This window comes from Clostridium sp. (assembly GCF_050717515.1).
Taxonomy (GTDB): domain Bacteria; phylum Bacillota; class Clostridia; order Clostridiales; family Clostridiaceae; genus Clostridium_AD.
In genome coordinates this window covers 220,509-234,310 of sequence record NZ_JBOITL010000007.1, presented here as the reverse complement: position 1 = coordinate 234,310, position 13,802 = coordinate 220,509, and the positions used below count along the sequence as shown (strand labels likewise).

At 29.7% G+C, this 13,802-nt stretch carries 11 protein-coding genes; 10 read left to right on the top strand and 1 reads right to left on the bottom strand.

What is annotated here, in order from left to right:
• Positions 1 to 11 precede the first annotated feature (11 nt).
• The 5 genes from ACREV6_RS02520 to ACREV6_RS02500 all read left to right on the top strand — a co-directional run bounded on the left by ACREV6_RS02520 (position 12) and on the right by ACREV6_RS02500 (position 6,204).
• Positions 12 to 1,688 (top strand): prepilin-type N-terminal cleavage/methylation domain-containing protein, encoded by a 1,677-nt coding sequence (locus ACREV6_RS02520; protein ID WP_431576463.1) that lies wholly within the window; start codon positions 12 to 14, stop codon positions 1,686 to 1,688.
• A 20-nt stretch (positions 1,689 to 1,708) separates the two neighbouring features.
• Positions 1,709 to 3,058, top strand: coding sequence for a prepilin-type N-terminal cleavage/methylation domain-containing protein (locus ACREV6_RS02515; protein ID WP_431576462.1), 1,350 nt, complete (start codon positions 1,709 to 1,711; stop codon positions 3,056 to 3,058).
• 118 nt (positions 3,059 to 3,176) lie between these two features.
• Positions 3,177 to 4,292 carry a type IV pilus assembly protein PilM gene (gene pilM, locus ACREV6_RS02510; protein WP_431576461.1) on the top strand — a complete coding sequence of 372 codons (1,116 nt, stop codon included), beginning with the start codon at positions 3,177 to 3,179 and terminating at the stop codon, positions 4,290 to 4,292.
• A 9-nt stretch (positions 4,293 to 4,301) separates the two neighbouring features.
• Positions 4,302 to 4,874, top strand: a complete 573-nt coding sequence (locus ACREV6_RS02505) for a PilN domain-containing protein (RefSeq protein ID WP_431576460.1) — start codon at positions 4,302 to 4,304, stop codon at positions 4,872 to 4,874.
• Positions 4,861 to 6,204 (top strand): hypothetical protein, encoded by a 1,344-nt coding sequence (locus ACREV6_RS02500; RefSeq protein ID WP_431576459.1) that lies wholly within the window; start codon positions 4,861 to 4,863, stop codon positions 6,202 to 6,204. Before ACREV6_RS02505 ends, ACREV6_RS02500 begins: the two co-directional genes overlap by 14 nt.
• Before the next feature lie 121 nt (positions 6,205 to 6,325).
• Here the strand turns inward: ACREV6_RS02500 and ACREV6_RS02495 are convergent, their stop codons facing one another.
• Positions 6,326 to 7,753, bottom strand: a complete 1,428-nt coding sequence (locus tag ACREV6_RS02495; RefSeq protein ID WP_431576458.1) for an aspartate ammonia-lyase — start codon at positions 7,751 to 7,753, stop codon at positions 6,326 to 6,328.
• 364 nt (positions 7,754 to 8,117) lie between these two features.
• Between ACREV6_RS02495 and ACREV6_RS02490 the strand changes: the two genes are divergently transcribed.
• The 5 genes from ACREV6_RS02490 to ACREV6_RS02470 all read left to right on the top strand — a co-directional run bounded on the left by ACREV6_RS02490 (position 8,118) and on the right by ACREV6_RS02470 (position 13,742).
• The gene (locus ACREV6_RS02490) at positions 8,118 to 9,290 is read left to right on the top strand and encodes an NAD(P)-dependent malic enzyme (RefSeq protein WP_431576457.1); all 1,173 of its coding nucleotides are present in this window, start codon (positions 8,118 to 8,120) and stop codon (positions 9,288 to 9,290) included.
• Between the two features lie 344 nt (positions 9,291 to 9,634).
• Positions 9,635 to 10,252 (top strand): zinc-ribbon domain-containing protein, encoded by a 618-nt coding sequence (locus tag ACREV6_RS02485; RefSeq protein WP_431576456.1) that lies wholly within the window; start codon positions 9,635 to 9,637, stop codon positions 10,250 to 10,252.
• 30 nt (positions 10,253 to 10,282) lie between these two features.
• Positions 10,283 to 11,659 (top strand): YceG family protein, encoded by a 1,377-nt coding sequence (locus tag ACREV6_RS02480; protein WP_431576455.1) that lies wholly within the window; start codon positions 10,283 to 10,285, stop codon positions 11,657 to 11,659.
• Between the two features lie 375 nt (positions 11,660 to 12,034).
• Positions 12,035 to 12,751 (top strand): response regulator transcription factor, encoded by a 717-nt coding sequence (locus ACREV6_RS02475; RefSeq protein ID WP_431576454.1) that lies wholly within the window; start codon positions 12,035 to 12,037, stop codon positions 12,749 to 12,751.
• A complete protein-coding gene (locus ACREV6_RS02470) occupies positions 12,735 to 13,742 on the top strand; it encodes a sensor histidine kinase (protein WP_431576453.1) in 1,008 nt (335 codons plus the stop codon). Before ACREV6_RS02475 ends, ACREV6_RS02470 begins: the two co-directional genes overlap by 17 nt.
• Positions 13,743 to 13,802 lie beyond the last annotated feature (60 nt).

Below are 13,802 nucleotides of genomic sequence, written 5' to 3'. Positions count from 1 at the left end.
GGGTGAGATAAATGATTAGGAAGAATTCTAGGTATAATCTTAGATGTAAAAAGGGGTTTACATTAATAGAGCTGCTATTGACTATAGCTATAACTAGTCTAGTGATTATACTCAGTGCTAATTTGCTTAATTTAGGTATAAGATCTCACAAGTTAACAGTAAAAGAGTATAATCTTCAATCCTCTATAAGACGTGTTACAGAAGAGACAACTAAAATTGTAAGATATTCTAAGGCAGTTTTTGCTGTGCCCATAACTTTTATTTCAAATACTAATAGCATGGACCCAGGTTGGGACTATTTCATGGTATCTTCTGATGGAAAGCGGATAGTTTCCATGGAGTACAATGGAGTACAGCATGAAGAAAGAGTTTTAGTAAGTGGACAGGATAAGATTAAATATGAAGTGTTTTTTGAAAAAGAGGCTTCGGCTAAGAGCGAGAGTGTAATGAAATACAAAATTTATGCTTATATAATAGATGATAAAGGAAACAAAACAAGAGAAAAGATAGTTTTTGAATCTACTGTAGAATCTACCAATGCAGTGCAAGTAGTTGATAAAGGTACAAAAGCCTCTCCATCAGTAGCCTTAGCTTATCGTAATGATGGACAAACCTCTGGCAAAGGGAAAAATCAAATGGCTTATGTAACCGTAGTAGTGGACGTATCTGGTAGTATGAATCAAACTCCAGCTGGAGAAGGAAGTGTAAGTAAAGAAAAGTCTAGTTCAAGAATAAGATACGTAAGAGAGGCACTAACTGGAAACGCAGATAAGCAGCAGGAAGGAATAATACAGCAATTTTCAAAAGAAGAAAATATCTTTATCTCTATAGTACCATTTTCTACAACTGGAAATTACCCGAATCCTACTGATAATATGGAACCTGGTGATAGACACCCTATATACAATGTCTATGATGAAAGTCAGGAAAAGAATTTGGTAGAGGTTATAAAAAAAACAAAAGCAGTAGGGGGTACAAATACTGGGGATGGACTAAGACAAGCCTATAATCTTCATAGTGATTTTAGAAGAATAAAGTCAATAAAGGAAGAAGACCAGGTGCATCATTATATGATTTTATTGGTAGATGGAGAAACAACATATGAAACAGAAATTGGAAATTGGGTGGACAACGGGGAGTATCGATACAACAACACAGATAGAGAGGATAACAAGTATTATCAAAATTATCTATGGAGAACAGAATGGAGTTTTTTAAATAGTAAATATTATCTAGATTCTGGACATTATAATTTTAGTAGTATCAAAGATGAACCTACCACATTTATAAATAGCGAACATAGGGGTTATAGTGGTAGTGGAACGCGGTGGGATCCGTATATAGATTATTATAATGATTATTATGGGAAAAGAAATTCTAATATTGTAGATGCCTTACGTCTTTACGGAAATGGAAATACTGTAATTACAAACAGCCAATATGTTACTTCTGTAGGCAACTTAATTAAGAACTTCGAAGATGGAAATGGAGTAAAAAGCTATATGATAGGATATGCAAATAACTTAGGGACTCATATTAATTCTATTGGTACAAGCATTGGAACAAAATCGGAAAACATCTATAGGTATGATAAACCAGGGTTTAATTTAGATGAGGTATTTAAAAATATTGCAAATGATATTATGTCTGATTTTTGGTTAGTTTCAGGTCCTCAAATAAAAAAATAGATGAGAGTAAGGTGAGTTTTATGAGGAAAAAAAATGGTTTTACTTTAGTGGAGGTTATTTTAGCTATAGCTATTTTAGGTATCATTAGCGTAGGCTTCCTAACGCTATTGAGCAGTCATCTCATATTTCTAAATAAAACTAAAGATATTTCCCAAGAAGTATTTTTAACTCAACGTGAAATGGAACTGGAAATTGATCGTGTGAAAGAAAAGATTAGAAACAAAAAATTAATTTTAAATGAAAGAGTCATTTTTAACAGTTTAGGTGGAGTTAAAGTAAACTATTATGAAGTTGAGAAGACTCATAATAATAAGGCCTATTATACTCTCGTTTCCAATGTTAAGCCTGAAATATTAAAGCCTATTGAGCTTAAAAGTATTGGAATCAAGATAGAACAAGGGAGTAACAATGTTTCTTATGGATATGGTACAGGGGGATTTGAGGTAGTTGGGAATTTTGAGAATGATGTTGCATATAAGTGGGATCATTTGCTAAATGTAGTTGAGTGGTATGTTTCAACTAAGGAGTATATTACACCGTTGCCTAAAGATCCGAATTTTAGTTTAAACGATGACATTATAAATAAATCATATTATTATCCTCTTTTTCCAAGGGATTATGAGTTGGTGTCCAATGAGACTATAAATAATTTTGGTGCTTACGAAAAGATTTTTCCATTATCATTAGATAAATATAAGGGAAGACATATTATTTTCACTGCAACTCCGGGTGCTAAGTCAGGTAAAATAGGCAAACAAAGTGTAAGTTCACCTGTTTTTATATCAGGGTTACCCATAAAAGAAAATCTGGTATCTCATTTTGACGCAGGATTCATAGATCCATCTGATAATAATGAAGTAGAGGTAAATGGAAAGGAAAACAGGGTCAAAAAATGGATAGATATTTCAAGTATATATGGCCGAAGTGAACCGAATGAAGCGGCGTGGGTAATCAGTAAAAAACCAAAGTTAATGAAAATGGGAATGGAAACGGGTTCTAAATGGCAATATGTTGAATTTAGTGAAGAAAACCAATATTTAGATATGCAAAATCAAAATACAAATAATATTTATGTTTTTGCGGTAGTTCGAAATGGAGAAGGAAATGAAGAATCTGTTTTTATGAAAAATGGTGATAATGAATTTAAAATACCAAAAAAAGAACACATTGATGAAGAAGGTAAGGAAGAATGGGTCCTTGTAAAAGAACAAATTAGTTCTGAAAGCAATGAATTAAAAATAGGTGGTCCAAATGTTGATATTGCAGAGTTGGTAATATATAATGGTGCGCCCGATAATGATAAAATCGAAAGTCTTAAAAATTATTTTAATACAAAATATAAATTACCTATTGCAGTAGGGGATAAGTAGGATATATTTGTAAAGTTAAACCCATGTAAGATAATATGATTTTACATTGACTCTTGTAAACCAAAAATAAAAGTTGCTAATAAATATAAATAAATACAATGAAAAGAGGTGACTGATCATGTTTAACTCAAAAGTCTTATCCTTAGATATAGGTTCGAAAAATACAAAAATAGTTCTAGGAACTCAAAGTAAAAAGAGTGTAATTATAGAAAAAGCAATTACTATGATTACTCCAATAGGGTGTTATAGTGATGGAAACATTTTGGATATAACTAAATTTAAAAATGAAATTTTAGATGTGCTGCAAGAAGAAAATATAAAATGTAAAAATATTATTATTACTACAAAAGGCACGTCAGTTATAACTAGAGATATAGAAATCCCAGTAGCTAAAAAGGAAGATATGGATTCTATAATAAAGTTTCAGATGGAAAGATATTTACCAATTAAGTTTGATGATTATATAATGCAATATAAAATATTAGAAGAGTTTGAAGAGGAAAACGTAAAGCAGGCAAAAATTACAGTAGTAGTATATCCTAAAATCATGGCAGAGGGATATTATAATTTAGTAAAGGAATTAAAGGGCAATGCAGTAGCATTAGATATTAGTTCAAATAGTATTAATAAGTTATTTACTTACGATATAAAAGTTAACGATGAAAATTACAGTTTAGAAGATACGGTTGCAGTTATAGATTTAGGATATGATTTCATAAATGTAAATATTATTACGGAAGGAAATGTCCAGTTTACTAGAATTATTACTTATGGCGGCTCCCATATAGATATAAATATTGCTAAGCAATTTTCTATATCAGAAGAAGAAGCAGAGCAGCAAAAGATTGAAGGTTGTAATTTAGAAAGTGAATCTTTAAGTGATATGCATAGTTCAACCATAAATGATATTGTAAAAGCACAAGTAAGAAATTGGGTTAACGAAATAGAAAAATTGCTTAATTATTATAAAAATAAAGAACAAGGAAATAAAGTTGATAAAATATATATTTGTGGAGGAAGTTCAAATATTAAAGGTATAGAAACCTTTATAAAAGAGGCATTGAACTTACCTGTTACCCAAATACAGAGCTTAAGTAATGTAAACTGCTCTAAAATAAATGAATCTAAGGCAGAACCATCTAAATTTGACATATTTAAAGTAGAACCATCTAAAATGGATACAGAATTAAGCAAATATTTAAACGCTATAGGAGCAATAATAAGACTGAGGTAGGTGGAAATTATGAAGGATTTTAACTTTTTTGCTCCCTATACGGGAAGTAGAAAAGATTTTAAAAAAGAATATTTATATGCTGCTATTTTATCTTCTGGTTTAGTGTTATTGATTATTTTTACATATGCTTTTAATTATTTTAACATAAGTAAATTAAATTCAGAAATAGTGGATATACAGCAAAATTTAAATTCAAAACAAAATATTGTTAAGTTAAAAGAAATAGTTGATGAAGAAAAAAAGTTAGCTATAATGGATCAATACTATAGCAAAGTGGCAAATATTAGTAAGGTCATAAATAATAATGATTTTGTAGGTAGTAAAGTTATAAACAAAATTAATTCCTGCGTTCCTGAAGGTGTGTACTTTAAAGTCATGGCTTTGGATGCAAGTGGAGTGCAACTTGAAGCTCAAGGAAAAGATAGAGAAACAATAGCAGTATTTGAACGAACTTTAAGAAACTTAGATATTGTAAAAGAAGTTCATATTGCTAACATAACGACCTCATCTGCAGAAAATGAAAAACTTGTTTTCGTTGTAAATTGTACTTTAAAGGACGTTGATAATTATGAAGGTAACTAAAAGGGAACAAGTATTGCTAGGAGCTTTATTAATAATGATATTATGTTATAGTTTTTATAATTTTATTTACGCAAAGCAAGTTCAGAAGATAGCTGAATTAAAAGTCAGTAGAGATACGCTTTCACAAAAATGGGAGCGGGATAAAGTGAAAATTGCAGCAAAAGATAAAAGAAAAGGACAGTATACAACATTAAAAACTAAAATATTAAAGGAAACAGATACTCTGTTTCCTTCAATAGAGCAGGAAAAAATTATAGTAGTTTTAGATAAAATGATTAATGTTAGCAAACTTCAAGCAGATGTACTAGGTTTCTCGGGAGTAGGAAATGAAAATACCCCAGTAGTTACCAGCAAAACTGCGAAAATTGAAGAAAAAAGCAAAGATGCTACCAATGAATTAGACAAGTTAGTAAGTGCCTTTAATGGTGATGCTGCAAAAGATGATAAAAGCAAAAAAGAAAAAACAAATAATAGTAAAGTTAGCACGCAGACTAAAAATTCAATGTCTATTGATGCATATAAAATGCAAGTTGCATTTAAATTTAAGGGTATGTATGATGAATTTATAAGTTTTATAGAGCAAGTAGAGGATTATGATAAAAAGATAATTATAAATAATATAAACCTAACTGGAGCTGAGGGCAGTGATGTATCAGGAACTATTATATTAGACTTTTATGGTATTCCTAAGCTTGATGATAATGATTATTTTGTTTGGGATTATAAAAAGCCTAGCGGAAATGGAAATCCTTTTCTTGGCTCATCCTCTTCATTACAAGTTAACAAGGGGGTAATAACAAATAAAGAAAAAAAAAATCAAGTAAATAGTGAAATTACTGACGAAGTAAATAAAGAAGTAAGTAAAGAAGTTGCCCATGGCAATGAAATAAAAAGTGACTTTATTTTGAATACAAAACCTAAAACATCTGATTTGCATACTGTAACAATTGAAAAGGCAAAAGATGAGTCAAAACAATCATATATTTATGCAGACAATGCAGGAATAGAGAAAGTAGAGTTGTATTTTACAAAGATTGGGGATAAGTATTTTTATAAATATAAAACAAGTGGAGAAACGTATCCTAAAGATTTCAGTAATTCTACTAAATTTGTACCTAATGGAAAAAATATAATTTTAGATATTTTTTCGCAGAAAAGAGGTTTAGCTTCAGATTTATCGGGAGCAAATATTAAAATTACTAATGGTACTGATAAAAGTATTATTGTGAATATTTTAGATGATGATAAAATTAAACCGAGAGTTAAAATACTAAAAGAAAAAGGTGATATTTCGGTTATTAGAAATTACATTCGCTATACAGATAAGTGATAAAATAACGGTTAACACATAAACTAACCTAAGAATAATAGCAATAGCAATAACAACAGCTACTGCTGTTGTTATTGCTATTGCTATTATTTACACTAAATTAATAAAAAAATTCATATAATTATATGGCTAATAAATGTTTTGCTGCTATTCCTGGTTCGGTCATTGCTATGGTATCTAGTATTTCATTAAGTTCTAATTTCGTTAGAATATTTTCTTTAAGTACCAGTTCTCTTACAGGTTCGCCCGTTACAATAGCTCTATCAGCAATTTTAGCAGCAGTCTTATAGCCTACATGAGGAACTATTGCTGTAATTATACCTACACTATTATCTACTAATGATTTACATCTTTTTCTATTAGCAGTGATACCTACAATACAATTTTCACGAAGGGTATTAACTCCATTAGCTAGTGTTTCTATTGATTCATACAAGTTGTAGAATATAACAGGTTCAAATGCATTTAGTTCTAATTGCCCGGCTTCTGCTGCCATAGTTATGGTAATATCATTTCCTATAATGTTGAAAGATACCTGACTCATAACTTCTGGAATTACAGGATTTATCTTTCCTGGCATTATTGAAGAACCATTTTGTTTTGCTGGAAGATTGATTTCTCCAAATCCCGTTCTTGGACCAGAGGACATTAATCTTAAGTCATTTGATATTTTGGATAGACTTACTGCACAAGTTTTAAGCGCAGATGAAACATCTATAAAAACATCTAGATTTTGCGTGCCGTCTACTAAATCTTCTGCTTGACGTAAATCTAGATTAATAACCTTATTAATTGCGGGTACAATCTTTTTAAAATACTCTGTATCTACATTTATTCCTGTTCCTATAGCAGAAGCTCCCATATTTACAGTCTTTAGACCTTCGCTAGCTTTTTCTAGCCTAGCAATATTTCTTTTTATTACTGAACTATATGCATGAAATTCTTGTCCTAATCTAATAGGTACAGCATCTTGCATTTGAGTTCTTCCCATTTTAATAACATCATCAAATTCTTTGGACTTATCAATAAGTACATCATACAAGCTTCTTAACTCCTCTAAAGTTCTTGGAATAAGTTTTAGAGCTGTCATCTTGCCTGCTGTTGGGAATACATCATTTGTAGATTGGCCCATGTTTACATGATCATTTGGATGAACTTTATCATACACACCCAATTTACCACCTAATATTTCATTTGCTCTATTAGCAATTACTTCATTAGCATTCATATTACCAGAGGTACCAGCTCCACCTTGAATGGGATCAATTATAAATTCATCATGAAGTTTACCAGCTATTATTTCATCACATGCTTGTACTATTGCATCTCTTATATTTTTACTCATTAAACCAGCTTCATTATTAGCAATGGCTGTCCCTTTTTTTACTTGGGCAAGGCTAATGATTAAATCCTTGTGCATTCTTCTACCTGTAATGTTAAAGTTTTCTGATGCTCTTAATGATTGAACTCCGTAATATGCGTCTATAGGTACATTTTTAGAGCCTACAGAATCATTTTCTATTCTGAAATTCTGAATGTTTTCATTCATAATGACGCCTCCTTATTTATGATATTATACTAATAATACCCTTTAAAACAAATTTAGTCAAATTTCTAACAGTTGTTGATAGTATGAACAATATGTGTTATAACTAAATTAGATTTAAAATTTTTCATTGAACTACTTGATAAATGGTGCTTTTAAAGCTATACATGTAAAATAATTTGCAATCTATAACAAGAAACGCTAAGTATACTTAAATAATAAGAATATTGTGAATATTATAAATAATGAAAGAAAACTGTTAAGTTTAGCTTAATATTTATTTTGAACCCATAATAAACATATAAGATAGATCCATTCATTTATAATTTAAAGAGTACAAAAAAATAACAAAGGGGAGAGATATTAAATGAATTATTTTGAAGAAAGTTTAAAACTACATGAAAAGCATTTAGGTAAAATTGAGGTAACATCAAAAGTGAAAATTGAAACAAAAGATGATTTGAGCCTTACATATACACCTGGTGTTGCAGAGCCTTGCAGAAAGATATATGAAAACGAAGAAAATGTATACAAATATACTGCTAAGGGGAATATGGTTGCGGTGGTTACAGATGGAACTGCTATTTTAGGACTTGGAGATATAGGACCCAAAGCAGGACTTCCTGTTATGGAAGGTAAGGCTATATTGTTTAAAGAGTTTGGTAACGTAGATGCATTTCCAATTTGCTTAGACACAAAAGACGTAAATGAAATTGTTCGCACAATACAACTTATCTCACCAGGGTTTGGTGGAATAAACTTAGAAGACATTAGTGCTCCAAGATGCTTTGAAATAGAAGAAAAGCTTAAAAAAATACTAGATATACCAGTATTTCACGATGATCAACATGGAACAGCAATAGTAGTTCTTGCAGGCCTAATAAATGCTTCCAAGGTGGTTAATAAGGAACTTAAAGACTTAAAAGTTGTTGTAAATGGTGCTGGTTCAGCTGGTACTGCTATTGCTAAACTTTTAATTTCCTCAGGTGTGAAAAATTTAATTGCCTGTGATAAGGTAGGAATTCTTTATAGAGGTATGGAGAAAATTGATGATGCAAAAACTGCCCTTGCAGAAATAACAAACCCCAATAACCTAAAAGGAAGCTTAAGTGATGCTTTTGTAGGTGCAGATGCATTTATAGGAGTTTCAGCTCCTGGCATTGTAACCTCTGAAATGGTTAAGTCTATGAATAGTGATCCTATAGTCTTTGCAATGGCAAACCCAACTCCAGAAATTATGCCAGATGATGCTAAAAAAGCAGGTGCGAAGGTATGCGGATCAGGACGTTCTGACTTCCCTAATCAAGTGAATAATGTGCTTGTATTTCCTGGATTATTTAGAGGTGCTTTAGATGTGAGAGCAAGAGAAATAAATGAAGAAATGAAGCTTGCAGCAGCCTATGCTATTGCGAATTATATAAAAGATGATGAATTAAACGAAAATAATGTGATTCCTAGTGCTCTTGACAGAGGGGTAGCAAAAAAAGTGGCACAAGCAATTTCAAAAGCAGCAAGGGAAACAGGAGTTGCAAGAATATAGAAAATCTTCGTAAATGCGAATAAATATTTGTGTTTAAATAATTGATTAACAACCTAAATTACGAACTTTGTAATTTAGGTTGTTTTTTTGTTTGTTCCAAATTTAAATATCAGTGATTTCCTCTAGGGTTGTTATATTTTCAAAATGCCAGTACAATAGTAAAGGGTATTTAGTTGATTTTTCAAATAGATATTAATTTAGCATAATAAAAATATTAATGTGAATAAATTGATGAAAAAATATAGTCACATTAGTAGTTGTTTCAGCAAATAGGTATAGTAACTATACAAATTTGAACAAAAATTATTGCTAATAATACAGAAGATAAAACGGAGGATTAAAATATGAATTGCAAAAATTGTGGGTCCGAATTACCAGAAGAAACTTCATTTTGTAGTAAATGTGGACAAGATCTTAGAGGTATTAGTGATACATATTTAATTGAAAGCCAACAATTAACAATGAAGATTGAATTACCTAAAAAAACAAAAATGTCACGTAAATTAATGAAGAAATTTTCCGAAATTATTAATTTAAGCAAGATTCAAGTATCTAAAAAAGCAAAAGAGTCACATAAATTAATGAAGAAATTTTTAGGAAATGTTCACTTGAAAAATATTGAAGTATCTAAAAAAATAAAAGGATTAATGAAAAAAAATCTCAAAAATATTCATTCAAAAGAACTAGTAATTATTGATGGATGGACATGGGTAACTGAAGATAATTATACCTACTTGCGGGGTAGTGTTAAAAACATTGGAAAAAAAGCTATAAAATATTTTGAGGTTAATATAAAATATAATGATTTAAATAAAAATGTTTTAGATTCTGATTTTACTAAGTGGGATCGAAAGATACAGCCTGGGGAGTCTAAAGAGTTTGAAATTAAGCACCACATAAATAAAAAATATCAATCTGTTGATATTTCAGTAAATAATTATAAAAAAAGTTTGTGGAAGTAAACTTATACTTTATATTTTGAGGTGGTATTGTTGATAATAACTGAAAAATCTAAAAAAATTGTTCTTTTGGATAGCTTAGATCCTTTTGAAGATATATTAAAATTACAAGATCAGAGAAATAAACTTCTTAAAAAACCAAGTGGAATACCAATCTATTTTTACAGATATATAGGAATTGAGAATAATAAAGAAAGCTATCTTGAAAAATTAATAGAATTGCAGGATAAATTAAAAAAGTCTTCGTCTACTTATATTAAAATGACAAATAGCTTAAATAAGAATTTTTCAAAAGAAGAAATAGAAATAGCCAATAAACTTTGGTTGGAATATTTGATATGGGATAAAAGTACTTATAGAAGTGAGAGTAGTTTAAACGAGATGAAGTGGAATAGAAATTTAAATTGGTCTGCTAAAAAGAAATTTGCCACCATTCTAAGTATCTTTGACTCTACAGAGAAAAACATAAATGAAACTATAAGAAAAAATTTTGGAATATTAATGATTAAATGGATAGACACGTACTTTAACAATGTATTTCCTAGTGGAAAAATTACCAATGAAATACCAAAGTTTATTTATTATGGACCTATAAAAAGAAATGAAGTATACTTTTTAATATATCTTTCAATGATTGGATGCGATGTATTATACATTAATCCAACGGAAGATAAAGAATTTTTTAGAATAGATCCCAAAAATATTTATTCGAAATTAATTGAATATGATAAAAAAATTAATATAATTGATTTCCCTAAAACTATTGCTTCCAAGGAAGTCATTAAAAGGCAGATTCCTCAGATTCCCAAAATTCAAACTATAGCTATAGTACCTGAAGTGAAAAATGATAAAAGCTATGAAGAACTAGCCAAGCTATCTTCTAGTGTAGTAATGATTAAAATTTATGATGATAACCTAGTTACTTGTGGTAATGGATCAGGTGTTGTAATCGATGGAGAGGGAACAATCGCTACCAACTTTCATGTAGTTAGAGAGGGTAGCAGCTTTGGAATAATATTTGAAAATGACGCGAATGAATCTATTTTTGCAAGGCTAATTAAAGTAAATGAAAATTGCGACCTTGCACTATTAAAGATAGATTGCAAAACTGTGCCTATACCTATTAAAGACAAGGATACATTAAATAGAGGTCAACAAATAGTGGCTATCGGAAGTCCACTTGGACTTATGAACACTATTTCTGATGGAATAGTTGCAGGTTTTAGAAACATTGATGAAAGAAAATTTATTCAAATTACTGCACCTATTTCTCCTGGAAGTTCTGGTGGAGCTTTACTAGATAAGTATGGTTACTTGGTAGGGATTACAACTGCTGGATATTTAGAAGGACAAAACCTCAATCTAGCTGTTCCAAGTAGCGAACTTGTTTTGTTACTTAATGAATTTTAGAAATGAAAGATTTGTAGCATGCAGATACTCAAGCTAGATACTCAATTATTTGGGAAGGTAACGGTGATGAAGTAAAACTACAAGTGAATTTCTTATAAGAATAAATGCTATCGGATAATATCTGGTAGCTTTTTTGTTAGGGCTGTGATTTAGAGGTAGGGGTTTCAGTTTAAAACATAGATAAAACAAGAAAAATATTACAGGAAAAATAAAGATATAATGCTAAATTTTATAGTATAATGAAGTCAATATTACAAAAAACGGAAAGCTTTTGGAGTTATTTGATGTATTCAACTTCAGCCCAAAAACTAAAAAGTTAAGTTTTATTTTAATTTGCCTGTAGTATTGTAAAATATACAAGCATTAGGGGGGAATATGGATAAGATTTGTATAATAGAGGATGATTTTAAACTATGTGAATTAGTTAAAGAGTATTTAGAAGATAAGGGTTATTACGTGTATATAATAGACGATTTTATTAATATAGAAGAAGAAATAAGTAAAGAAAATCCAAAATTAATATTATTAGATATAAATTTACCCTATGTTGATGGCTATTACGTTTGTAGGGATGTTAGGAGTAAATCGAATATCCCAATAATAATAATCTCAGCTAGAAGTGGAGAAAAGGATCAGATTTTAGCTATTGATTTAGGAGCAGATGATTATGTGACTAAGCCCTTTAAGTTAGAAATATTACATTCAAAGATTAAAGCTGTTTTAAGAAGAACTTATGGTGAATATGCTTGCACTAATAAGTATATTGAAGAAAAAGTATTATATTTAGACGAGAAAAAATTTACTATTAATTTCAAAGATAGAGTTATTGAGCTTACCAAAAATGAGCTTAAGATTATTAATAAGTTTTTATTAAACCCTGGAAAGGTAATTAAAAGAGCAGCATTTTTTCAAGAACTCTGGGACGAGGATACATTTATTGATGAAAACACATTAACAGTTAATATAACTAGAATTAAGAATATATTTAAGGCGCTAGGAATTAAAGATATTATAAAAACTAAAAGAGGTGTTGGATATATTTTTGATGATACTGTAATAAAAGAGGTGAAGGGAAATGAAGAAGATAATTAAAAACTTTTTTATGGACAGGCTAATATATATATTATTTATGGTTATTAATTCGGTACTTATAACAACTTTTTATACCTTTACTGTAGGTGAAAATGTTGAGGTTATATATCCACTTATAATAACTATATTTCTTATTTCTGCCTTACTAATCATTGATTGGTTTAGATATTATGGATTTAGTAAGGATATTGCAGCAATTAAGCAAGAGAGAAACCATAGGCTAAAGGCAGTAACAAGAGAGCAAAAGGAAGTAACGAAAGCAATTAAATATCTTAACTTGAAGTATGCCCAGAAGGAACAAAACCTTTTAAGCGATTATGAAAATAAAATATATTTTTTAAGTGGTGCAATACATAAGTTTAAAAATTATATATCTGTTGTTGGGCTTATAATAGAAAAAAATAAATATAAAAATCAAGAAATAGAATTAGTTTTAAAGGATATAGAATATGAAAATGATAATTTGTGTGCTTCTTTAGAGCAAGTTTTAAATTATATAAGACTTGATAGTTTTAGTAATGATTTTGAACCTGTAGCTGTTAAACTATATGATGAGCTAAAAGAAATCATCAATGTAAATAGGAGCGCATTTATAAATAGTGACGTATTTCCTATTTTAAACTGTGAGGAAAAAGATGGTTTGATAATAACAGATAAAAAATGGAACAAGGTAATAATAGAACAAATTATTACAAATGCAATCAAATATGGAGCATTAAAAAATGAAAAAGTGTATTTTAATATTAAAAAGGAAGGTATCAATGTATTTTTAACTATAAAAGATGAGGGTATCGGAATACCAGGTTATGATTTAAAAAAGATATTTGAGCCTTTCTTTACGGGGGAAAATGGAAGAAAAGTAAGGAGTTCAACTGGAATAGGCTTATATATAGCTAGAGAAGTAGCGCATAAGCTGGGCCATGAAATATATATAGAATCAAAAATTGGTATAGGCACAGAGGTAACAATTAGATACCTTTCAAAATTGTAAGGTTATTTTCACATAAATAAATTTTTAAATGTGGCAAATAGCCTTAATATTATATGTGAA